The sequence below is a fragment of the Enterococcus olivae genome (genome assembly GCF_053760925.1).
The window spans coordinates 1-24,194 of sequence record NZ_JBSMVT010000031.1; the positions used below are offsets into that span (position 1 = coordinate 1).

The window sequence follows — 24,194 nt, forward strand, 5'->3', positions numbered from 1 at the left end:
TTATTATACTAGTCTCACAAAGGAGGACAAGAGACATATTTTCAGCATCTGATAAATAATTTACATTTTTTCGATAATTGATACTTTCTCTAAAAAGGAGGCACTATATGCAACAATTAGATTTAAGAGTTCAAAAAACTCATAAGGCACTTATAGAAGCATTTGAAAACTTATTACATGAAAAAGAATTTGAAAATATTTCAGTAACAGAAATATGTGATGCTGCTATGGTTCGAAGACCAACTTTCTACAATCATTTCTTGGATAAATATGATTTTATAACCTTTTTTATTAAACATAAAATGAATGAAATATTTGATTTTGCTATCAAAAACTCAAATGAAGAAAAAGACAACTTTTTTATTATTGTTTTTGAACAACTATTGGATCAATTTGATAATCTCTTATATCTCATTTTCAGTATTCAAATGAATTCTAATATCATTTTTGAACTTGAAAGTGTGCGCGAGTACGGGAAGAGCATGCTAGGTAACCGCATAAAAAAAGGAGCTAGTGACGAAGAATTACCCATAGAGCTTAGTTATAAAGGACAGATCATTATGGGGATCACGATTCAATCCGTCTTTTGGTATAAGGAGAAAAGAAATCAAATTAGTCGTGAAGAAATTATTGAACTATATACACAGACTTTAGAAAAATTTAGCTAATCGAAGAATTGAAATGGATTCTATGTCAAGGACATTTTAAAAAAAGAAACCTTATGAAACTAAAATGGATTGAAAAGGACCCTATAAAGGCACTTTTTTTAGTGTCTATTCTATAGGATCCACTTTGATTTATGTTTGCTGCTTTTTTCCATGCATTAACCTATTCAATTGCACAAAAGATTTTTATTTTTTGCAAAAAAAAATTCAAAAATATAAATTTTTCTGTTTCTCATGTGACTATGCGGGTAAAAATAACGCTTTCATGATACGATAAAGTTATTAAATTAAAAGGAGGTTATTTTTATGGCAAAAGAAACATTTCATGCAGTAGCTCAGTCAATTGGTGGAATGAAAGTTTCATGTACATCCAGGAATTTTGAATTTATTTTGGATGAACCAAAAAATTTAGGTGGATCAGATGAAGGGATGAATCCGATTGAAGCTTTATTAGCCTCTCTTGGAGCATGTAAAGTTATTGTAGCTCGGTCTTTCGCTAAAGTGCAGGGCATAAATTTAAACGATATCCGTGTAGAGATAGATGGAGTATTAGATCCTGATGGTTTTATAGGAAAAAATAAAGCAGCTAAAATAGGCTATTCTGCAATCGTATCTAAATTTTATATTGAAGCTGATAATACTGATGAAGAGATTTCAGATTTTATCGCATTTATTGATCGTACTTGTCCGGTAGCTGATACCATTAAAAATGCACCTACGACTAAATCAGAAATCCATAAATTATAAACTATGAATTAAAAAAGATTCTTCTCATTTTGCACTAAACAGGTATTTCTATTTTATTTCTTGTCTTTTCGAAGGTATACATATCTATAAAAAAGACGAGAGAAAAAAACTAGTTAAATCAAGATTTTAAATACATTATTTTAAGCAATTTCATGTGTTACAACTTAATAGGAATTTAAATTTTATTATTAAATTTTTTAATCATTTACACGAAAATTAATTTTATAAAGAGCATACTCTATACTCTTCTTTTTTTTCAAGAACTCAAAAAAGCGGAAAATCCCAGATTTAAAAATCTGAGTTTCCGCTTTTGTCATTTCAAGGATGGACTATTGTCTCAGCCTCTTCTAATTTATTCTTAAGATATTTTTACTTTCTCTGCAGGTGCTGATACTTCTTTTTGTTCTTTTCGACCTTTCAACTTATACTTCATTAATCTCATGCCATTGAAAATTACCACCAAGATACTACCTTCATGAACCAACATTCCGATAGACATATTCATCCATTCGCTGAAGAAGACGCTGGTCAACAAGACCAACACTACTCCAATTGAAATCACGATATTTTGTTTCATATTATTTGCGGTGGCTTTTACTAATCCTAATGCGTGAGGCAAGTTGCTGAAGTTCGAGTTCATTAAAACGACATCGGATGTTTCAATCGCTACGTCCGTTCCGCTTCCCATTGCGATTCCAATGTCTGCTAAAGCTAAGGACGGACTATCGTTAACGCCATCTCCAACAAAGGCTACAATTTGACCACGTTGTTGAAGTTTTCCGATATAAGCCGATTTGTCTTCCGGCAACATGTGGCCGTGAGCTTCGGTCAAACCAAGTTCGCCGGCGACCACATCAACGGTTCCTTGGTTATCTCCTGAAAGAACGACTAGATTTTTCACGCCCAAGTCTTTTAATTCCTGCAAATTAGCTTTCACACCCGGACGGACTTGATCGCGAATGCCCATCAGTACTTTTAATTCACCGTCGACCGCTGTCAAAACGAGAGAGTTCCCTTGTTGTTCAAACCGTTTGACATCTTTTTGCACTTTTTTGCTGAGAGTGACATTTTCTTTTTCCATCAAGGCCACATTCCCAACAGCCACTCTATGTCCAGCTACACTTGAAACGATTCCGCCGCCTTTCACGACTTCAGTTCCTTCAACAGGATAAAAGTTTGTTTCTCCAATTTGATTTAAGACCGCTTTTGCTAATGGATGATCTGATTCCCGTTCCACACTGGCCAGATAGCCAAGCGTTTCAGCAGGATCTTTTTCATACAGTTCAGTCGCTGCAACGGTTGGGTTTCCGACAGTTAAAGTACCTGTCTTATCAAATACAATTGTATCCACATTGCTGAAGTCTTGAATGACTTCACTCCCTTTTAAAAGAACACCATTACGAGCACCATTCCCAATACCGGCAACGTTTGAGACAGGCACTCCGATAACTAATGCGCCTGGGCAACCTAGAACCAAGATGGTGATTGCTAACTCAATATTTTGACTGAACGCCCATACAACAATTGCCAGAACCAAGACAGCTGGTGTGTAGTATTTAGAAAAGCGATCAATGAACCGTTCCGCTTCGGATTTAGAATCTTGTGCTTCTTCCACGAGTTCAATAATTTTTCCAAATGTGGTGTCCTCACCAACTCGGTCAGCTCTGATTTGAATCGTTCCGTTTTCTAAAATGGTTCCTGCAAAAACTTCTGCATCAGCTAGCTTGTTGACCGAAACAGCTTCACCTGTAATGCTAGCTTCATTGATATGCCCTTCACCCGTAAGGACTATGCCATCTACTGGAACTTTCGCACCCGTTTTAACGAGCAAGATATCCCCTTCATCTATATCATCCACTTCTACTTCTTCAAATTCGCCATTATCCATTTGTTTCAAGGCGCTTTCGGGTGCCATTTTAGTCAATTCTTTGATAGCAGATCGCGTTTGGTTCAATGTTCGTTGTTCCAAGTAGTGTCCGAATAAGAATAAAAACGTGACAATAGCCGATTCTTCATAATTTTGAATAAAAAGCGCACCAATCGCTGCAATACTGACTAAGACATCAATACTGATGACTTTGACTTTCATTGCTTGAAACGCTTGAATAGCAATTGGCGTAATCCCAAAGACAGAGGCGATGATCAAAGACCACTCTGAAAGTCCTACGTTTTCTAAAACAAAGTGACTGAGGAAACCGAGTACGATTAACAATCCACTGATGACGGTGATAATATTTTTCTTGCTTAATATATATTGTTGCATGCTTTTTCCCTCCAAATTTAATTTCTCTTTTATTGATAAACACAGTATAAGATAATTGCCTAAGTAATTAATTGACTGACATCAAGTTTAGAAAGTTCTCTTTTATCATTTCTAAGCACCTCGAATCGGATTGCAACAAAAAAAGCAATCCTGGAAAAATAGCTTTTCTTCCAGAATTGCCTAGTTCATTTAATCTGTTAAACGGCCTTGACTTTTGCTTTAAGAACCGGATAGCCTACGTTTTCGATAGCTTTTTGAATCTCTTCAATCGAAGTGACAGCTGAATCAAAATTGGTTTTGACTTTGCTGGAGTTGAATAATACTTTAATGCTGTCTTTATCAATACCGTTAACTGATTTCACGGCACCTTCAATTTTTTGCATACAACTTGGACAAGACAACGTTTCTAATTGCAATATAGCTTTTTCCATAATTCCTATCTCCTTTATGTGTTTTTATTTTATCGGCAGCAGATTAATGAACACTGCCTTTTCCTCTTTACAACTGTAGTGTAGCTCACTTTTAGCAAACGAAAATTGACGCATATCAAGTTTTGCACTTCTTTTTATCTTTTTGCTCAATTCACCATCTTAATAGTCTTTTTCTGACCCTTATTGCCATCAGAATAATAAGAAATTGGTGGATAATCTTGTCTGCGTATAAACCATACTACAATCGCGCCAATAAACAGGGCCAGAGACAAGGCTTACGAAACGCGGATCCACTCGCCAATCCATAAACTGTCCGTTCGCATACCTTCAATGAAGAACCGACCCACTGAGTACCACAAAACGTAACTCAAAGCGACTTCTCCTTGACGCAAAAGCTGTTTTCGGTTCCGTATAGTGACGATGAGGACAAAGCCCAACAAACTCCACAATGACTCGTATAAAAAAGTCGGATGGTAGTAGGTACCATTCATATTCATTTGTTCAATGATAAATTCAGGTAAATAAAGATTTTCCAAGAATTGACGAGTAACCGGCCCACCATGAGCTTCCTGATTCATAAAATTGCCCCAACGACCAATGGACTGGGCTAACAATACATTGGGCGCTAAAATATCAAGAACGAGTGCCAAAGAAGTACCTTTTTTCTTTGCATACCAATATAGCGTACCCCCCTCCTGCAATCAATCCCCCATAAATCGCAATGCCGCCATTCCAAATCGCAAGGATTTGTCCTGGATTTTGCAGATAATAATCAAGTTCAAATAACACATAATAAAGCCGAGCGCCGAGGAGTCCAATCGGAATTGCCCATAAGGCCATATCGATAATGGTATCCTCTTCCAGTCCTTTTTTCTTTGCTTCCTTGGTGCTCAACTGGAGAGCCGCTAATATGCCCGCTGCAATAATGACTCCATACCAATGAATCACAACAGAACCAATCTCCACCACATGGGGATTCAAAACGCCTAATACGAATCCCATTCTATTTGCTCCATTTCTTCAATTTTTCGCGTCATTCTAGTCATGGTGATGCTGAACAAGATTCCGGCTAACCTCCAGGGAAACCAAACAGTGAATTCACTTTTAGCTCCCTGGTCACTCGCTTCGTAATACGCCACTTTTCCGTGTCCGATTATTCGCTGTAAAGCAATAAATCATCTAAATCCTGAATCTTGATCCTTTTCCCAGACAGCTGTTGAATCAATCCCTCGTCCTCCAATTCTCCAAATTTGCGACTGATGGTCTCAGGTGTCGTTCCTAAATAGGAAGCAATGTCCTTTTTTGCCATCGGCAGGGTGATGGTGGGAGAGTTGCCCATTTCAGGTTCCACATTTTCTGCCAAAAACAAAACTAAACGGGTAATGACACTCTCCACGGCTACTTGTGTCGTTTGACGTTCTGAACTTTCTAACCGTTTAGACATTTCCGCCAATAGTTTTAAAGAAATAGCTGGGTATTGTTCCAGAAAATCTTGGACATCTTTTTGCTGAATCATACAGACAACGGTATCTCGGGTTGCTTCGGCATATTCCTCGTGTACTGCATCCGGGTTGAACAAGGTCCATTCTCCGGTGAAATCACCAGGGTTCAAGATCCGCACTAGCTGCTCTTTGCCAGAGTCTGCCAATCGATAAATACGGATTTTCCCACGATTGATAATATATAAAGTATCCTCTTTTTCTTGTGAACGAAACAGAAACTCTCCTTTTTGATACTGTTTCGTGTGGGCTTTTTTAGCAATGTAATTCATCGCGCTATCCTCTAAGTGATTGAATATTGGAACCAAGCGGATACAGGCTGCGTGGTCGCCAATTTCATGATGGGTATGTTTAGTCAATTCATTCTCCTCCTTTATTTATTTTGTTTATATTCGCTGCTTTTATTATATAAGTCTCTTACTACAAAAAAATTGATGCACATCAAGAAAATAGAAAAAGGACTGGAAAGAATTCCAATCCCTAAATCAGCTTCTACTTTTACCTTAATCTTCATCCTCATCAAGAGCGTCATCATCTTCTAATGCTTCTTTACCAATGAACGCTTGCAGCATCCAAATGTTCTTGTCTAAGTCATTTTTAAAAGCAATCAATGTATCTTCTAAAGCATCGTCACCCTCGTCTTGAGCTAAACGAATCGCGCGAATAGTTAGGTCACGAGTGCTTCTGAAGTCCTCGATAATATTTTCAACCATGTCTTCTGCTTTAGCGTATTTATTAACTGCATCTTCCGAAAGCATCGAATATTTTTCAAATTCAACCGTTGTCGAAGCAGGTTTATGCCCAGAAGTAATTAGACGCTCCGCAAGTTTGTCGAACCATTTTTCATTTTCGTTATACAACTCTTCAAATTTTTCATGCAACGTAAAGAAATTGGCTCCTTTTACATACCAGTGATATTGGTGCAGTTTCACATGTAATGTATGCATGTTGCCTAAAAGATGATCCGCAATGGCCGCTGCATTAATTTTCGTATGATGAACATGTTCCTTGTGTTCTTGTTCTTCTTGCAATCTTTCTTGGGGTGTTCTTTCTTGAGTAGCTTTATTTTCAGTCATGATTTATTCCTCCTATAATTTTGGTTTGTTTAAAATAGCTTTCTTTGATTCCTCCTTTTTCTTTACTGAATTTAGTATAGGATAGATTTCCGTTAAAAAAATTGACGCTCATCAAGAAAAGTATTTCTTAATAGACGCCAGGCTTCTCTATTAAATTCAACTGAAATAATCAAAGGAATGAAGTCGTTCCCTCCAAACAAAAATTTCATTAAAGTAGGGCCTAAAAAAAGAATAGCAACTATACTTTGTCAAGAGACCTGACTGCTATTTTTTTGCTTGTTATTCTTCAATTACCAAATGTCTTGCCTTGCAGTATATTTAATGCTCTTTCTCACTAGTGTTGCATGCAACACTAGTGAGAAAGAGCATTAATAAGATTAACCTAGAAGAATAACTTTACTTTATTTATGTCATACCATAAATAAAAATTGAAAAGAATTTTTTTATTTATTTTTAGTAAATCGATTAATAGGAGTTTTATTCAGGAAGGCAAGTCGTTAGAAATAGTATTGGATTATTTAAAGTTGTTATAAATATTAAATAGTTAAATTGATAAAGAGTCCCTAAAATGAAAGAATCCTTATGAGATTTGTTTTAAAAACATTTATTTCATAAGGATTTTCTATTTCTAGTATCAAGAGAAGATGGCACTTTATTAACTTTAGATCAGCTTTGTTGATTCTTTAAATAATCTATTTTTTAAGTCTAGTATTGAGTAAGAATATAGAAATAAGAAGTTATGATTACTCGTAATGTGTTAGAAAAAACAATTTATCAAAACCATAGGAAAAAGCAATCATCTGACGGGGCTTCTTTTTAGTGATCGTATTTCTCATCAAAAAAAGCGACGATATCCTGATATTTTTTCAAGTCGTATTTGTTTCGATAAATTTGGATCGGTATCGTCAAAATAACAGCACTTAGCAGTAAAGCCAACGGAATGAACGTCCAATAACCGCCAAAATAGTTGTAGATAGGGTAAGCAGTTAAGGCACCTGTGAAAGCACCGAAAAAGCGAAAGGCATTCAAACGATTCAGCATTTCCCGATCCTTGTTACGTTGGATTTTCTGCTCTTTGTCCTTACGCAAAGCCTCTTTCATTTTTTCCACATCCTCTCTGATCAATGCTTCGACTGGAATTTCAAACATGTCGCTCAATCGGACGATTGTTTGAATACTAGGATACGTTTTGTCGTTTTCCCAGCTCGAGATCGTTTGCCGAGACGTATCTAATTCTGCTGCTAATGCATCTTGAGATAGCCCAGCTTCTGTTCTAACTGTTTTGATTTTTTCACCAATAAGCATCTATGCGTCCTCCGTTCCATAGATTTAAGATAAGCCAAAGAAAGGCTGTCGTCTATCAAATCCATCTGTCAATTGACTAAAAAAGCCCATGTAAAGTAAATTTTACTTGAAAATGCTTAATATTTACAGTTGATTTAGTTAACAACATGCTACTGCGAGAAAGTCTTGCTTCAAATCAACTGTCGATCGTATTTGAAAAGTCAGTAGCGGACTGCTTTTCTTCGAGAGTGAAGACAAGTGCTTTGATTTTTAGTATAGTTATATAGTAGAAAAGAAGGTGAGAAGATGCGTTTAGTGATTGATGGTGATGGCTCACCAGTCAAAGAAGAAATGATCCAGTTAGGAAGGAAATTTAATTTGCCAGTGTTGATCGTGACGAGTGTCGATCATTACACTACCAAAGAATATCCAAATTTTGTAGAATTTATTTATGTAGATAAAGGGGCCGATCGGGCAGATTATGAGATCGTCAAAGAAATTCAACCGGGAGATTTGCTTGTCACACAGGATTATGGCTTGGCTTCCTTAGTCTTACCTAAGCAGGCACGGGTTTTTCATCATTCAGGGCAAGAATATTTAGCCGAAACAATCGACTTTTTACTGGCACAACGTTATTTGGGGACACAGATACGTAAATCGGGCAAACGAACAAAGGGACCAAAGCCTTTTACAAAAGCTGATCGACAGTCTTTTTTAGAACAATTGTCTGAGGTTATTCAACAATCGCAAAAAGAAATCTAAAAAAATACCCAACATGGGCAGAAAATAACAGTTAAAGATGTTCCGAATTTTTATTTTATGCTAAAATATGTGAGAATCATACGTGAAATGTGACCGAAACACAGGAGGAAAAACGTTGAAAATTACCTTACTATATGGAGGGCAAAGTGCAGAGCATGAGGTGTCGATCTTATCTGCTTTTTCTGTACTCAATGCCATTTATTACAACTATTATGAAGTCCAGCTCGTCTTCATCTCTAAGGATGGTCAATGGATCAAAGGGCCGTTATTGTCAGAGAAGCCTCGATCTGAGGAAGAACTGCATTTGACATGGGCGAAAGAGCAGGAAGCTGGCGAGTTCACAGGTGTTCGTATTCAACCGGGAGAGATCAAAGAAGAAGATGCGATCGTCTTTCCGTTGTTACATGGACCGAATGGTGAAGATGGGACGATCCAAGGATTTCTTGAGACGATCAACATGCCTTATGTAGGTGCGGGAGTGTTGACGAGTGCTTGTGCCATGGATAAAATCATGACCAAATATATCTTGCATACAGCGGGGATTCCTCAAGTTCCATATGTCCCGGTCTTAAAAAACCAATGGAAAGAAAACCCGAAAAAAATCTTTGAGCACTGCGAAGGTTCACTCTTGTATCCAATGTTTGTCAAACCAGCGAATATGGGATCAAGTGTTGGTATTTCTAAAGCGGAAAATCGTGCAGAATTACAGCAAGCGTTGGAAGAAGCGTACAAATACGATACCCGTGCCGTGATCGAACAAGGAATCGAAGCGCGTGAAATCGAAGTGGCCATCTTAGGAAATGAAGATGTTCGTACGACAGCTGCCGGAGAAATCGTCAAAGATGTGGCATTTTATGATTACAATTCAAAATATGTCGATAACAAGATCGTGATGCAGATCCCCGCACAAGTACCAGATGAGGTGCAGGAAAAAGCTCAGGAATATGCAAAGACAGCTTATACGATGCTAGGTGGTAGCGGATTGAGCCGTTGTGATTTCTTCCTGACAAGCAAAAATGAATTATTTTTGAACGAGTTGAATACCATGCCAGGTTTTACTCAGTTCAGCATGTATCCTTCTTTATGGGAGAAAACGGGCTTGCAATACGGAGATTTGATCGAAGAGCTGATCCAATTAGGAATGAATCGTTACAAACAAAGAGAAAACTTTTTAATAGATGTAGATTAACCAAGAAAAGACAAAGTAGACGAAGAAGCAAAGTTGCTTGTCGTACTTTGTCTTTTTTGTTCAAGCCCATAGTGAATCGAAGCGTGGGAGAATAACGATACTTATATTAATTCAGAACGAGGAGAATACCATGAAGTTAACTATCAAAGAGATTGCAGAAGCCTTGAACATTGACGCACGAGGGTCTTTAGATACAATCGTGACAAGTGTTGAATTTGACAGCCGGTTGATCAGCGAGGGCAGTTTGTTTGTTCCTTTGGCAGGAACGAGAGACGGACATGACTTTATTCAGTCAGCGATCGACAAAGGAGCTGTTGCTGCTTTTTGGAGCAAAGATCTAGAAGCAGCTCCTGAAGGAATCGTGCTCTTGCCCGTCGAAGACACAAAGACAGCCTTTCAACAGCTAGCTGTGTGCTATCAAGAAACGATCGCACCCAAAGTCATCGCGATTACCGGAAGTAATGGGAAAACGACTACCAAGGACATGACAGAAGCGGTTCTTGCCCAGCAATACCAAACCTACAAAACACAAGGGAACTATAACAATGACCTTGGTATGCCGTATACTATGCTACATATGCCTGAAAAGACAGAAATATTGATTTTGGAGATGGGAATGAACCACTCAGACGAGATCGCTTTTCTTTCAAAACTGGCAAAACCTGATGCGGCAGCTATTACCTTGATCGGTGAAGCTCATATTGAGAATTTGGGTTCTCGTGCAGGGATCGCCCAAGCTAAAATGGAAATCGTTGCAGGACTAAAGAAGGATGGCTTATTGCTAGTTCCAGGAGATGAACCTTTACTGACACCACTTCTGACAGATTTGTCACAAACAGTAGAGACCTTTGGCTTGACTGAAGGAACGATTCGGGGTGACATCCAACTAGAAACCAAAAATGAAACGACTTTTAAGATCCATGAAACGACCTTCAAGATCCCCGTTCTGGGAGGGTATAATGTGAAAAATGCTTTGATCGCCTATGGTTTTGGTCGCTATTTCGATGTGAGCGAAGAAGCGATCGCTCAAGGATTGGCAGCCTTTCAATTAACGAAAAATCGTACGGAATGGAAAAAAGCTTCGAACGGTGCAGATATTTTGAGTGATGTCTACAATGCGAATCCGACTGCGATGGGATTGGTACTGGAAAGTTTCGCACAGCTGGATTTGCCAGGCCGCCGTTTGGCAGTTTTGGCGGATATGTTGGAGCTAGGACCTGACTCTAAAGCGATGCATGCAGAAATGGCCAATTTTATCAAGGATACTTACGACATCATCTTCTTGTATGGCGATGAGATGAAAGCCTTGGAGGAAGCCTTGCGTAAAGCTCCGGTCGAGGTGTATTCTTTTGATTCTTCAGCAAAAGAAGCCCTGATCCAATCGGTCAAAGAAACCCTTGTTGAAACCGACAGTATTCTATTGAAAGGTAGTAACGGGATGGGACTGTCAGAAGTTGTTGCAGCTTTGTAAAAAAGGTCTCACTTTTTTATTTAGAAGCGCTACACTACACAATGAAGTCTGCTTTTGCCGACCGTGAGACCACCTTGAGCCTAAAGTCTCAAGGTTGCCAAGCTTCAAAGTGGGACTAATCGCTGAAACGACCAGTCCCACTAATTCACATTGGCTCTTCGACACGGTGACGTCACAGCCTTATTGTTTCGTTTCGCTAAAACCAAAAATGCATCATTTATTGCGAAAGTTATATAGGGTGGTAAGAAGCATTGTTAAACAAAACCAACCATAAATAGTAACTGTTTTCACAGCAACAAAGAAACGAAAAGTTTTGTAACAACGTTTGAAACTTGCTGAAAAACTTATTTCATGATATAGTATTTAAGTGCCGAAAGATGAAGTAAAAATTGGAATAACTGATAGACTGAATCAGTTTACTGGTTTAGATAAAAACAATGACATTGTCATCAATACATTCAAAATGAGGCTAGACAACAGCAAAGTATCGTTTGTCCTAGCCTTTTCTAATGCCTTCAAGGAGCGGTTTTTCGGTGAGAAGTGATTCAGCAAATATGTCAGGGACCATGTTTGGATGATCATGGAGAAAATGAACGCTTCAGCTTATAAACAGATACACCCTGTATCTAGTTAAAAACCGACGAGATGATCTGATCATCTACGATCACAATTAGGAGGATCCATTTGAAATTTAAAGAATTAGAATTATCACAAGAATTATTGACTTCTGTTGAGCGTGCCGGCTTTGAAGAAGCTACACCGATCCAAGGAGCAACGATTCCACTAGCATTGGCTGGAAAAGACGTTATTGGACAAGCGCAAACAGGTACTGGTAAAACAGCTGCTTTTGGTTTGCCAATGTTAGAAAAAATTGACCCAGACAAACGTCAACTACAAGGTTTGGTCATCGCACCAACTCGTGAGTTAGCGATTCAAACACAAGAAGAATTGTACCGTTTGGGAAGAGACAAGAAAATCCGTGTGCAAGCTGTTTACGGTGGTGCCGATATCGGACGTCAAATCCGTCAATTGAAAGACCGTCCACATATCGTTGTCGGAACGCCAGGACGTATGCTGGATCATATCAACCGTCACACCCTGAAATTGGGAACTGTTGAAACATTAGTATTAGATGAAGCAGATGAAATGCTGAATATGGGCTTTTTAGAAGATATTGAAACAATCATCGCCCAAGTCCCTGCTGAACGTCAAACATTGCTGTTTTCTGCTACAATGCCTCCAGCAATCAAAAACATTGGCGTGAAGTTCATGAAAGATCCTGAACATGTAAAAATCAAAGCCAAAGAAATGACCGCAGATTTGATCGATCAGTATTATGTTCGTTCGAAAGACTTTGAAAAATTCGATATCATGACTCGTTTATTAGATGTACAAACGCCTGAATTAACAATCGTGTTTGGTCGTACGAAACGTCGTGTTGATGAACTAGCTCGTGGATTAGAAGCTCGTGGCTACAAAGCAGAAGGAATCCATGGCGATCTTTCTCAACAAAAACGGATGAGTGTTTTACGCTCTTTCAAAAATGGCAATCTAGATATTTTGGTTGCGACTGACGTTGCTGCCCGTGGATTGGATATTTCTGGGGTAACACACGTATACAACTACGATATTCCTCAAGATCCAGAAAGCTATGTTCACCGTATCGGACGTACAGGACGTGCCGGTAAAGGCGGAATGTCTGTGACTTTCGTTACACCAAACGAAATGAGCTATCTGCATGTGATCGAGAATTTAACCAAAAAACGCATGACACCTTTGCGTCCACCAACCGAAACAGAAGCCTTTAAAGGTCAAATCGGAGCAGCAATGGAAGCCATCGAAGAAAAAATGGCTGAAAACGGTCTGGATAAATATTTGCAAGGTGCAGATGAACTATTGGAACGCTATTCAAAACAAGACCTTGTTGCCTTGTTATTGAAAACTTTAGCGAAAGATCCATCTGATCAAGTCCCTGTTAAAATCACTCCAGAACGCCCACTACCTCAAGGGAAAAAATCCTTCAAAGGTGGCGGCGGAGGTCGTCGCAACAATAATCGTGGAGGACGTCGTGATGGCGGACGCGGAGGACGTGATGATCGTCGAAATCGTGACCGTAACCGTGACCGTAACCGTGACGACAAAGACGGACGTCGTAGTAAAAACTACAACAACAAAGACGGACGCAAACCTAGTCGTCGTCCAAACGACAAAAAACGTAATTTTGTGATCCGCAACAACCAAGATTAATCAATCGAGAGAACCTGTGCAGCCTTTCAATGCTGTACAGGTTCTTTACTCGTTTCAAAAGGTCAATTGAAACGGACCAGCTACAAAGAATATCTTTAAATAAAAATTTTAATAAAAAACTAAAAAATAATAAATACTTGAGTTTATAAGAGAAATACTTGTGAAATCAACGATTCGCAAGGAATTGTGACTTTTCCATTTAGATTAGGAGTGGTTTTTCTTTTAAATTTTGGTAGAATAGGACTAACTTCAAAGGAAAGTGTAGGCGCCATATGATTCAAGGGATCGGGATTGATGCAGTTGATCTGCATCGCATCAAAACACTCATTCAGGAAAAACCAAAATTTATTTCACGAATACTTACGCCAGAAGAACGCGTGATGTTTGACCGCTTGCCTGAAAAAAGACAAGTGGAATTTTTAGGTGGGCGTTATGCTTGTAAAGAAGCTTTTTCAAAAGCTTGGGGCACAGGGATTGGCAAAGTGACTTTTCAGGAATTGGAGATTTTGACCAATGAGCTGGGCGCTCCGGTAGTAACTAGGTCTCCTTTTACAGAAGGTCAGGTATTTGTTAGTATTACACATACGGAAAACATGGCATTTGCACAAATTATTTTAGAGAAATAGAAGGAAGGGATTTCGATGGCAGTTTCTTATCATCGCCCAACAAAATTGATCATTGATCTACAGGCAATTCGGCAAAATATTGTCAATGAAATCGAGCACAATCAAGGCAAAGAAGTTTTTGTTGCGGTCAAGGCCAATGGCTACGGTCATGGAGCAGTGCCTGTTGCTAAAGCAGCGATCGACGGTGGCGCGGCTGGACTGTGTGTTGCTACGATCGATGAAGCGATCGAATTGAGAGAGCAGGGAGTGATCACACCGATCCTACTTTTAGGGATCTTGGATCATTCAGCGATCAGACTGGCACAGGAATATCAAATCGCTGTACCTGTTGCCACGATGGAATGGCTAGAGGAGGCCAGAAAGCTCTTGCAGGAAAGCCCTGTCAAAGAACCATTGAAAATTCATTTGGTTGTTGATACAGGGATGGGGCGTATCGGTTTTCGACAAGCAGTCGAAGTGAGAGAAGCAGCTTTGTTTGTTGATCAAGAAGCGTATTTTGAATGGGAAGGGATTTTTACACACTTTGCAACAGCTGATCAAGAAGAAGACAGCTATTGGCAAAAGCAAAACCAACGTTTTCAGGAAGCGTTGGCGGTCTTACCTCGAACACCACAGTATGTCCATGTCAGCAACAGTGCGACCTCGATCTGGCACGAGGACCTAGGTAATATGGTTCGTTATGGAATCGCCATGTACGGTTTGAATCCCGCAGGCAGGGAAATGATGACAACCTATCCCTTGAAACCAGCGCTATCCCTTGTGTCAGAATTGATCCAAGTGAAAAAGGTGCCTCAAGGAGAAGGAATTGGCTATGGAAAAACCTACGAAACACCGAATGAGGAATGGATCGGGACAGTTCCAATCGGTTATGCGGATGGGTATATTCGTAAGATGCAAGGCTTTCATGTTTTAGTAGCAGGTCATGAATGTGAGATCGTGGGTCGTGTTTGCATGGATCAGCTGATGATTCGTTTGCCACAAGCTTTCAAGGCAGGGACCAAGGTCACCTTGGTTGGCGAAGATCAGGGCGCTGTGATCACACTACAGGATGTAGCGGATCATTTGGGAACGATCCATTACGAAGTGGCTTGCTTATTTTCAGAAAGAATACCCAGAGAATATATTTAATGAAGAAAAGGATGGAAGCGATGGTCAAACGTGGAGAAATTTATTTTGCAGATTTATCTCCTGTGATTGGCTCAGAACAAGGTGGTTTGAGACCGGTTCTGATCATACAAAACGATTTAGGAAATCATTTTAGTCCAACCGTGATCGTGGCGGCTGTTACGGCTAAAATGGCAAAACCCAAATTACCAACACATATCGGAATCACTGCTGCCAAGACTGGATTGGGCAGAGATTCAGTGATTTTGATGGAACAAATCCGAACGATCGACAAATCGAGACTGAAGGAAAAAGTCTGCCGTTTGCAAACCGAGATTATGGAAGCAGTAGATGTGGCATTGAGAATAAGTGTTGGACTGCAAGCTCCAACAGAGGAATAAAATGAATACATATGAACGAAGTTGGTGAATCAATGGGGTATATAGTGATTGCAATCACTGTTTTGTTGCTTTTAGGATTTGCTGTCCGTAAAATGAGACGGACCTCGTTCTTTAAGCGACCGACAGAACTGGAAGGCTATTATTTACTGGTTAGTAAAATAGAAGAGACCGGCAACTATTATGGGATTTTTCAGCAGGGAGACAAAGAACACAAACTTGAAATGTCTGCGAATTTATACGTACAACTTCAACCGCCAGTCAGAGGTTACTTAAAAGCAGCAGAAGAGACCGTTCGCAGCTTTGAACTCTAGAATGTTGTTTCAAAGTGTTGAATAAGGAGGAAGACAGATGAGTAAAATCGGCTTTTATGGTGCCGGCAACATGGCACGAGCAATTATCCAAGGGATGCTTCAGTCAGGTTCCTACAAGAAAGAAGATATTTTGGTATACAACCACCGCTACGAACCAACGCTAAAAAAAATCGAAGAGGATTTTCAGATCGTACCGATTTTAGAGGAAAAAGAATTGTTTGCTCAAGCAAAGACGATTATTTTTGCTGTTAAACCACCGATCTTATTAGCTAAGCTACCACGAGTAAAAGAAAGCATCACCGAAGCGCATGTGCTAGTTTCGATCGCTGCTGGTGTGACCCTTGAACAGATGGAAGAGATTCTTGGAGAGCGCAAGATCCTTCGTGCGATGCCCAATACACCAGCGACAGTGGGTGAAGGCATGACTTCTGTTTCGGCGAATAAGCAGGTCTCAAAGGAAGAAACTGAACAAGTTTTAGCAATCTTCCAAAGTTTCGGCCGAGCAAAACAACTGCCCGAAACACAAATGGATGCCATCATCGGTGTCAGCGGTTCATCACCGGCCTATGTCTACCTTTTCATAGAAGCTTTAGCAGATGGCGCAGTGTTGGAAGGAATGAAACGGGAAGATGCTTATGAAATGGCAGCCCAAGCGGTATTAGGTGCCGCTAAAATGGTACTAGAAACAAAAGAGAATCCAGGAAAACTGAAAGACATGGTCTGCTCACCAGGAGGAACAACGATCGAAGCGGTTCGTTCGCTGGAAGAAAATGGTTTTCGTGCTGCTGTTATTCAGGCGGTGCAAGCAGCAGCCAAGAAAAATCGCGAATTGTAAGAAACCGATTCTTAGTCGTTAAAAGCTAAAACAGGAAGTGATTTCTGTTTTGGCTTTTTTTAATATAAATGAGTCGGAAATCAGAATGCCTAAAAGAAAAAGACAAAAAAGATAAGTTGTAGAATAGACTTTATTTTTATTGATAAGTTGACTGTAAGACTTTAGTTATTGTTTATTATCATCCATAACATCTAAGCGATACTTCTCAGGTTTACCTTTATTTTCATCCCAAAAAATTTGATACTCGAAATTTTTGTTAGAAAGAATATTTTCTATTCTAACTTTAATATCGGGATGAATCTCCACTTCATTTAATTGGTTTATAGGAATCCATTCAACGGAACCCTCAGGACCATCCTTTTTTAAATTGCCGTGAAACGCTGAGCAGTAAAAATCAACATAAACAAATTGTTCTCCTTTAATTTCATTAATATAGCCAGAAAGACCTCGTAACTCCAATGTGTCCACGATTAGCTGAGTTTCCTCAAAAACTTCTCTCCTAGCAGAATCAAAAAAAGTTTCTGGAAATTCAATCTTTCCACCAGGAGGAACATATCCTTGAAAATCATTTTTATTTCTTTTAATTAATAATATTTGGTCTTCATTAACTATTATGACTAAATTCCAGAAGCGATAACTACAGTCCATTTTATCCTTATTCCTCCTTTAACTTGTTGAGGCTGTTTTTCTTACTGCTCGGCCCCTTCAACTCTCATGGTGTCCCACTCCATATCTTTCTCAATAAGTGACTCTTTGAAACCATGCCAATCTTCATCATTTTGGAAAATATTTTCTTTTTTCGGTTTTAATAGATAGGCTTCTCCAATTTTAGAAACGATAAAAGAGTCTCCTACTTTCGGTGAGCTATCTTTTGGGAAAAGGATTCCTACTGAATGTCCAATCTTTTCAGCCTTGAGCTCCATTGAACAAGTCTCCTTCTTTTTATATTAAGAACACTGAGGAATAACAAATCAAGTCTAAATCAAATGATCTTTCGGCAAAATCATCCGACGTTGTTCTGACAAAGGAAACATCGTTACGGGTTTGTCATAAAATTTTGGCAGCAATTCTGTTGTTAGGATATCTTCGCGGGCACCTTTAGCGAAGATCGCCCCGTTTTTCAACATCATGACATGATTAATGAAAGGCAGAATTTCTTCGGTATGATGCGTAACAAACAGCAATGCGGGTGCATTGGGTTGTCGAATCAGATGATCAATCTTGATCAGTAAGTCTTCGCGGGCAAACAAGTCCAGTCCGTTACAAGGCTCGTCTAAAATCAACAGCTCTGGATCAGCCATCAGTGCCCGGGCAATCAGGACGATCTGTCGTTCTCCCTGTGAAAGAAAATGGTAGTTTTTACCGATCAGACTTTCTGCATCCATCGAAACCAAGAGCTCCTTGGCTTTGTTTAGGTCGTCTTCGGTATATTCCTGATAGATACCAATGCTGGCAAATTTACCAGATAAGACGATTCGTTCTGCGGTATCTTGAACATTTAGACGGTATTGCAGGGCAACACTTACCCATCCGATTCGTTTAGACAGTTCGGGGATCGAAGTTTGTCCAAATACTTGGTCTAAAACAGTTAATTTTCCTTTGGATGGCCAAAGACTCCCGGTGATCAGCTGAAGCAGCAAGGTTTTACCAGCCCCGTTCAAGCCTAGAATCCCCCAATTTTCACCTTCCTGAATCTGCCAGTTGATCTTATCTAAAAGTGCCTTTCGGTTTCGAATAAAGGAAACATCTTCAAATGTTAAAATTGCCATAGTTGCTACCCCCTTTTTTTATAATGATACCAGTCAGTCGTTTTTTTGCCAGTAAAATTTTTAAGTTTTCTAAAAATTAAATCTGGAAAATTTAAAAAGTAAAAAATCTTTCCTAAAGAATGATAAGATAGGGATAGCTTAAAATATCAACAGAAAGAAGGCTTTACGATGGCAAATTGGCGTGATGTCGTTGCTTTGTGCAGCGAGGAAAAAATCTATTTTGAACCTTATTACTATCGGTTTCGCGAGCATTCAGATAATCAGTATGAGTTGGCTCGTTTAGTGGCTGGGTCGTGTGGAGAATTTACTTACCATCCGAAGATAACAGTCAAAGTCGAAAATGATCTGTTTGTTCCAATTGCTTATTACAACAATGAACAAAACCCTGTCCAGCAACTGACAAGAGATGAGGATGAGACCTTTCTTGATGAGGAATTCGTGGCTTTGCTAGATGTTTTCTTAGAAGCCAAAGAAGCACAGAAAAAACCGAAATGAAACACGGAAGGATACTTCGAAAGAGGTATCTTTTTTTTCTGTCATTCGCTATTTTTAGACAAAAGTCCAATTGTGTCTAAAAAATAAAAAAATAGGAGCGTCTTTAATGGAAAGTCCGATAAAATCGTGATAAATTAGCCAACGACATTGAAGAAATGATGGTGAGAGAAATGAATCACATAAAAAATATTGGACAACTCTATAAATTGGATTGGAAACGACTAGCGGTGAACCCAGTCTCGATTTTTCTAGTGATCGCCTTGATGGTGCTGCCGTCCCTGTATGCCTGGTTCAACATCAAGGCGTTGTGGGATCCTTACGGAAATACCAACGAATTACCGATAGCCGTTTACAGTGACGATACAGGAACAACACTGAATGGCAAGAAGATGACTATTGGGGAGCAGGTGATTGATACCCTGCATGAAAATGATCAGTTGGGATGGCATTTTGTCGATTCGGAAAAAGAATTGAAGAAAGGCGTTCGCTCAGGAAAATATTACGCAGGAATCTATATCCCGAAAGAATTTTCAGAAGATCTATTGAGCTTTGTCTCTGGTGAAATCAAGAAACCGCAGTTAGATTATTACTTTAATGAAAAGATCAATGCGATTGCGCCAAAGATCACCGACAAGGGGGCAAGCAGTCTACAGGAGCAAATCACTGAAAACTTCACTCAGACCGCTAGTGAAACCTTACTAAAAGCCTTTAACGAAGTTGGCTACAATGTGGAATCGAATCTGGTCAGTATCAACAAGGTCAAAAACCTAATTCTAGAGGTCGATGAAAACGCCGATCAGATCGAAGGCTACACCAAGGAAGTTTTGGAATTACAGGAAAAATTCCCGGAATTGAAACAAAAGCTAGCTAAAGCAGATGCTTTTGCCGACTATTTACCAGAGGTGGATAAATTAGGAAGCAAACTGGTTGCAATGGATCAAAAAATGCCAGAAATAGAGAAACAGGCAAAAATCATTTTGACTTTGCAAGAAAAAATTCCGGAAATTCAAAATGCCGGTAAGCAGCTGGCGATGGTCGATGAAGATTTTGACCAGATCTCAGCGACACTGACCGAAGGAATTGCCGAAGCCAAGCAAGGACTGGAGATCATCAATCAGGTACAAACCTTGCTGCCACAAATCCAACAACTAGGAAGCGACGCGTCGACCTTTACTGATAAAACATTGGAGGCGACGCAACAGTTGGATGAGAATCTAGATAGTATCACAGCCGTCGTGCAAACCAATTTTGAGATGATCCTAGGATTGTCTAAAACCTTAGAGAGTTTTTCCCATGAATTGAATAAGCAATTGGATCAGGTAGAGGAATGGACGCCGGAACAACGGGCAGCATTGAAAAAAACATTACAATCTCTTGCTACAAGTTTAGAAAAACAACAAGGGATCATCAATGACTTGATTGCTTGGTTGACCCAGCTACAACAGCAATTGGACGGTGATTTTAGCAGTACAATCAGTCGTCTAGCCGAAATCCGTGACTTAGTAGCAAAAGCACAGCAGGCGGCTAGTCTTTTGGCTGGAAAGGTCGACACGATCCACAAATCCGAGCTGCAAGGCTTTTTACAACAGCTGGAAAGCTTGTCTGCTAGAATCATTTCACTGGGCAGTGCCGTGAATATCGAGGAAGTGAGTCAACAGGTACGTTCTTTGCTGGAAGATCAATTGATTCCTGCATTGAACAATGTGCAATCCTTGCTGGCTAGCGCAGAAACGATCGATTTTGATTCTTTGCTTCAGGCAACGTCGAAAACCATTAGTAATGCTGTCGTGATTTTAGAAAAATACGAAAAAGAACTACCAGCAATCGGTCAGGAAGTTCATGACGCCAGTCTTCTGTTGAACGATCACATGGACGATATTGTCCAAGGAATCAACAAAGGGGCGGACCTTTACAATAACGAGCTACCTGAGATCAAGCAAAAGCTCCACAAAGCTGCAAATTTTATGAGTAATGATTGGCCAACTGTTAAGCAGGAACTGACCGGCACGTTGGATCTCGTCCATGAGAAGTTACCACAGATCGAAACGGCGGTGGATACGGCCGCAGAATTGATCAAAGAAGATTGGCCAACTCTACGCAGCGGTGTCCATAAGGCTGCTGGAGCAATCCGTAAAGGGGAAGAAATGGTTGATCTAGAAGACATCATTAAGCTCTTGAAAAGCGATGTCCAAAAAGAAAGTGACTTTTTTGCTGCTCCGGTAGAATTAAAAACAACGACAATGTACCCGATCGCTAACAATGGTTCTGCAAGTACGCCTTTCTATACAGCTCTTTGTTTGTGGGTAGGAGCCTTACTGCTTTCCAGTGTTGCCGCCGTGGATATCCATTTAGAGGGAGCCGACAAGAAACGTTACAGTAAAAGAGAAGTCTTTGTTGCGCGAATGTTGACATTTTTGACGATCGCTGTTGGCCAAGTATTGATCGTTACTCTGGGTAATCTCTTTGCCTTGGGTGTGGATGTCCGTCAACCAGTGTACAGTGTCTTGTTCGCCCTGCTGGTTGGTTTGACTTTCATGACGATCATTTATGTTTTTGTCGGTTTGTTTGGCAATATCGGTAAGGGGATCGGGATTATTTTATTGGTGCTGTCTATTTCAGGTGGTGGCGGAAATTATCCGATCCAAGTCTCTGGAAAATTTTTCCAGTTCATCAATCCTTTGCTGCCTTTCACCTATGCCGTCGATCTACTGCGTGAAGCTGCTGGAGGAATTTATTGGCCGAATGCTTGGGGACAGATCATAGTGTTGCTTGGCTTGTTCGTGGCTTTTGCGGTCATAGGGACTTTGATTAGTCCATATATGGAAAAACCGTTAAATAAATTGGATGAATGGACGAAGGAAAGTCATTTCTTCCACTAAAAAACAACAAAATCTGTGTCTTTTAGATACAGATTTTTTGCTTGTCTACTTATGAAAAAAAACGAATAGAAAAATAGAAATGACTAAGAAAAATCAATGAAAAACAGTAGTGCTCTACGTTGACTTTTTATTTTTTAAAGCGTAATATTCACTCTTGTCAAACAGATCATTTGATTTTGACGGTTCTTTTTAATAACAAAATGTAATCTATTTCTCAATTCAAGGAGAGCGAAAAAAAGTGGAATATTTGAAACGGTTGTTAGTAGGCAAACCCTTAAGATCTGCAGAAAATGATGAGCAAAAATTGACACGTTTTGCTGCACTGGCGCTGTTGTCTTCAGATGCCTTGTCTTCCATTGCTTACGGAACAGAGCAAATCGTCGTTGTGTTGATTGCTTTGTCTGCTGCGGCTATTTGGTATTCTTTGCCGATTGCGGTTTTTGTCATTGTTTTGTTGGTTTCTTTAACTTTGTCTTATCGCCAGATTATTCATGCCTATCCTCATGGCGGAGGTGCTTATGTGGTCAGCAGCCAAAATCTTGGTGAGAAAGCAGGTCTAGTTGCAGGTGGGTCCTTACTGATCGACTACATGCTGACCGTGGCAGTCTCTGTTTCAGCTGGTGCGGAGGCAATCACTTCGGCAATCCCTGCATTGTACGGACATCAGGTTGCACTTTCAGTCGTGATCGTCTTGCTGATCATGATGATGAATTTGCGAGGGCTAAGAGAATCTGCGACCTTTTTGATGGTGCCCGTCTATACGTTCATCGCAGTCATCACATTATTGATCATTGTAGGCCTGTTCAATATCGTGACAGGAATGGCGCCCCTACAGGCTACAGCGGTTCCTGGAGCAGTTGTGCCCGGTATTTCCATCGCCTTGCTTTTACGGGCCTTCTCGTCAGGTTCTTCTTCATTGACCGGAGTGGAGGCAATCAGTAATGCCGTACCGTTTTTTAAAAAGCCAAGAGCAAAAAATGCTGCTGCGACATTGACTTTGATGGCAATCATTCTAGGATTTTTCTTTGCAGGGATCACCTTTATCAATTACTGGTATGGGATCGTTCCGGAACAAGAAGTCACCGTGCTGTCGCAAATCGGGCAGGCAGTCTTTGGACATGGTGTTTTGTTTTACATGCTGCAGTTCACCACCGCTTTGATTTTGGCTGTTGCCGCCAATACAGGCTTTTCAGCCTTTCCGGTACTGGCATATAATTTAGCCAAGGACAAATTTATGCCACATATGTATCAGGATCGTGGCGATCGTCTGGGATATTCTAACGGTATCATCACTTTGGCAGCAGGTTCGATCTTGTTGTTGTTTATTTTTCAAGGATCTACTGAACGCTTGATTCCTCTGTATTCGATCGGTGTGTTTATTCCATTTGCTCTTTCGCAAACTGGGATGGTCATCAAATGGCGTAAAGACGGTAAAGGCTGGCTGGTCAAGTCATTGGCTAATATTGTCGGAGCTGCGATCTCTTATTCGATCATTGGTATTTTGTTTGTGTTCCGTTTGGCAGATATCTGGCCATTCTTTATTATCATGCCGATCCTGCTGTTCATTTTTTACAAAATTCACGATCATTACAAAAAAGTAGCGGAACAATTACGCTTAGAGGAAGAAGCTCAGCTGCATACCTATGATGGTAATACGGTGATCGTTTTGGTTGGGAATGTGACTCGTGTGAATGTCGGAGCATTAAATTATGCCCGCTCGATCGGAGATCATGTCGTTGCGATGCATGTGTCGCTGGATGAAGATGTCCAGAAAGAAAAAGAAATCGAGGCAGAGTTTAAGAAGAATTTTCCGGATGTCCGCTTTTCAGTCATTCATTCGTCCTATCGATCGATTGAAAATCCGATCATCCGCTATGTAGACTTTGTTAGTAAACAAGCCCGCAAACACAATTACACAACAACGGTGATCATTCCGCAGTTCGTCCCCAAACATCGCTGGCAAAATGTTCTGCACAATCAAACGAGCCTTCGTTTACGTTTCCGCTTGTCTTGGCGTGAGCATATCGTTGTCGGTACCTATAGCTACCATTTGAAAAAATAAAGATAGCCTCTTGTCTCATGGACAAATTCATTATAGATAGCACAAAAAACCTGTCCGGATTTTTTCCGGACAGGTTTT

22 protein-coding genes and 1 pseudogene are annotated in these 24,194 nt (G+C 39.9%); 14 read left to right on the plus strand and 9 right to left on the minus strand.

Going from position 1 to position 24,194, the window contains the following annotated elements; translation table 11 throughout:
• Positions 1-107 precede the first annotated feature (107 nt).
• Complete coding sequence (locus tag ACWODM_RS14440) at positions 108-668, plus strand: TetR/AcrR family transcriptional regulator (protein ID WP_089541871.1); 561 nt, start codon at positions 108-110, stop codon at positions 666-668.
• A 303-nt stretch (positions 669-971) separates the two neighbouring features.
• A complete protein-coding gene (locus tag ACWODM_RS14445) occupies positions 972-1,412 on the plus strand; it encodes an OsmC family protein (protein ID WP_002292163.1) in 441 nt (146 codons plus the stop codon).
• 358 nt (positions 1,413-1,770) lie between these two features.
• Here ACWODM_RS14445 and ACWODM_RS14450 read toward each other — a convergent pair whose 3' ends face one another.
• The 6 genes and pseudogenes from ACWODM_RS14450 to ACWODM_RS14475 form a co-directional block, all read right to left on the minus strand.
• On the minus strand, positions 1,771-3,675 hold the full coding sequence (locus ACWODM_RS14450) for a heavy metal translocating P-type ATPase (protein WP_455322053.1): 1,905 nt from the start codon (positions 3,673-3,675) through the stop codon (positions 1,771-1,773).
• A 197-nt stretch (positions 3,676-3,872) separates the two neighbouring features.
• Entirely contained in the window at positions 3,873-4,106 is a 234-nt protein-coding gene (locus tag ACWODM_RS14455) for a heavy-metal-associated domain-containing protein (protein WP_002301447.1), read from the minus strand.
• Positions 4,107-4,252: 146 nt separating this feature from the next.
• Positions 4,253-5,108: pseudogene (lgt, locus tag ACWODM_RS14460) on the minus strand (prolipoprotein diacylglyceryl transferase).
• Positions 5,109-5,259: 151 nt separating this feature from the next.
• A complete protein-coding gene (locus ACWODM_RS14465; RefSeq protein WP_455322054.1) occupies positions 5,260-5,964 on the minus strand; it encodes a Crp/Fnr family transcriptional regulator in 705 nt (234 codons plus the stop codon).
• Positions 5,965-6,108: 144 nt separating this feature from the next.
• Positions 6,109-6,681, minus strand: a complete 573-nt coding sequence (locus tag ACWODM_RS14470; protein WP_002292150.1) for a Dps family protein — start codon at positions 6,679-6,681, stop codon at positions 6,109-6,111.
• Positions 6,682-7,497: 816 nt separating this feature from the next.
• The gene (locus tag ACWODM_RS14475) at positions 7,498-7,986 is read right to left on the minus strand and encodes a helix-turn-helix domain-containing protein (protein WP_455322055.1); all 489 of its coding nucleotides are present in this window, start codon (positions 7,984-7,986) and stop codon (positions 7,498-7,500) included.
• A 285-nt stretch (positions 7,987-8,271) separates the two neighbouring features.
• Between ACWODM_RS14475 and ACWODM_RS14480 the strand changes: the two genes are divergently transcribed.
• The 9 genes from ACWODM_RS14480 to proC all read left to right on the plus strand — a co-directional run bounded on the left by ACWODM_RS14480 (position 8,272) and on the right by proC (position 16,911).
• Positions 8,272-8,727, plus strand: coding sequence for a YaiI/YqxD family protein (locus ACWODM_RS14480; protein ID WP_455322056.1), 456 nt, complete (start codon positions 8,272-8,274; stop codon positions 8,725-8,727).
• A 115-nt stretch (positions 8,728-8,842) separates the two neighbouring features.
• A complete protein-coding gene (locus tag ACWODM_RS14485) occupies positions 8,843-9,916 on the plus strand; it encodes a D-alanine--D-alanine ligase (RefSeq protein ID WP_455322057.1) in 1,074 nt (357 codons plus the stop codon).
• Between the two features lie 130 nt (positions 9,917-10,046).
• A complete protein-coding gene (locus ACWODM_RS14490) occupies positions 10,047-11,387 on the plus strand; it encodes a UDP-N-acetylmuramoyl-tripeptide--D-alanyl-D-alanine ligase (RefSeq protein WP_455322058.1) in 1,341 nt (446 codons plus the stop codon).
• A 684-nt stretch (positions 11,388-12,071) separates the two neighbouring features.
• The gene (gene cshA, locus ACWODM_RS14495) at positions 12,072-13,634 is read left to right on the plus strand and encodes a degradosome RNA helicase CshA (RefSeq protein ID WP_455322059.1); all 1,563 of its coding nucleotides are present in this window, start codon (positions 12,072-12,074) and stop codon (positions 13,632-13,634) included.
• Positions 13,635-13,906: 272 nt separating this feature from the next.
• Positions 13,907-14,260, plus strand: coding sequence for a holo-ACP synthase (gene acpS, locus ACWODM_RS14500; RefSeq protein ID WP_455322060.1), 354 nt, complete (start codon positions 13,907-13,909; stop codon positions 14,258-14,260).
• A 15-nt stretch (positions 14,261-14,275) separates the two neighbouring features.
• Positions 14,276-15,388: an alanine racemase gene (gene alr, locus ACWODM_RS14505; protein WP_455322061.1), complete on the plus strand. Its 1,113-nt coding sequence runs from the start codon at positions 14,276-14,278 to the stop codon at positions 15,386-15,388.
• Positions 15,389-15,408: 20 nt separating this feature from the next.
• The gene (locus ACWODM_RS14510) at positions 15,409-15,765 is read left to right on the plus strand and encodes a type II toxin-antitoxin system PemK/MazF family toxin (protein ID WP_455322074.1); all 357 of its coding nucleotides are present in this window, start codon (positions 15,409-15,411) and stop codon (positions 15,763-15,765) included.
• An 11-nt stretch (positions 15,766-15,776) separates the two neighbouring features.
• Positions 15,777-16,076 carry a hypothetical protein gene (locus tag ACWODM_RS14515; protein ID WP_455322062.1) on the plus strand — a complete coding sequence of 100 codons (300 nt, stop codon included), beginning with the start codon at positions 15,777-15,779 and terminating at the stop codon, positions 16,074-16,076.
• A gap of 37 nt (positions 16,077-16,113) precedes the next feature.
• Positions 16,114-16,911: a pyrroline-5-carboxylate reductase gene (gene proC / locus ACWODM_RS14520; protein WP_455322063.1), complete on the plus strand. Its 798-nt coding sequence runs from the start codon at positions 16,114-16,116 to the stop codon at positions 16,909-16,911.
• 165 nt (positions 16,912-17,076) lie between these two features.
• On the opposite strand, the gene ACWODM_RS14525 is transcribed toward proC, so the two are convergent.
• The 3 genes from ACWODM_RS14525 to ACWODM_RS14535 are packed head-to-tail and all read right to left on the minus strand — an operon-like array spanning position 17,077 to position 18,680.
• Positions 17,077-17,559, minus strand: a complete 483-nt coding sequence (locus ACWODM_RS14525; RefSeq protein ID WP_455322064.1) for an NUDIX domain-containing protein — start codon at positions 17,557-17,559, stop codon at positions 17,077-17,079.
• 41 nt (positions 17,560-17,600) lie between these two features.
• Complete coding sequence (locus ACWODM_RS14530) at positions 17,601-17,834, minus strand: antitoxin MazE (protein ID WP_455322065.1); 234 nt, start codon at positions 17,832-17,834, stop codon at positions 17,601-17,603.
• 54 nt (positions 17,835-17,888) lie between these two features.
• A complete protein-coding gene (locus ACWODM_RS14535; RefSeq protein WP_455322066.1) occupies positions 17,889-18,680 on the minus strand; it encodes an ABC transporter ATP-binding protein in 792 nt (263 codons plus the stop codon).
• 168 nt (positions 18,681-18,848) lie between these two features.
• On the opposite strand from ACWODM_RS14535, the gene ACWODM_RS14540 reads away from it, so the two are divergent.
• The 3 genes from ACWODM_RS14540 to ACWODM_RS14550 all read left to right on the plus strand — a co-directional run bounded on the left by ACWODM_RS14540 (position 18,849) and on the right by ACWODM_RS14550 (position 24,116).
• Positions 18,849-19,175 (plus strand): hypothetical protein, encoded by a 327-nt coding sequence (locus ACWODM_RS14540; protein WP_455322067.1) that lies wholly within the window; start codon positions 18,849-18,851, stop codon positions 19,173-19,175.
• Between the two features lie 170 nt (positions 19,176-19,345).
• Positions 19,346-22,054 (plus strand): YhgE/Pip family protein, encoded by a 2,709-nt coding sequence (locus ACWODM_RS14545; RefSeq protein ID WP_455322068.1) that lies wholly within the window; start codon positions 19,346-19,348, stop codon positions 22,052-22,054.
• Between the two features lie 238 nt (positions 22,055-22,292).
• Entirely contained in the window at positions 22,293-24,116 is a 1,824-nt protein-coding gene (locus ACWODM_RS14550; RefSeq protein WP_455322069.1) for an APC family permease, read from the plus strand.
• Positions 24,117-24,194: the final 78 nt, after the last annotated feature.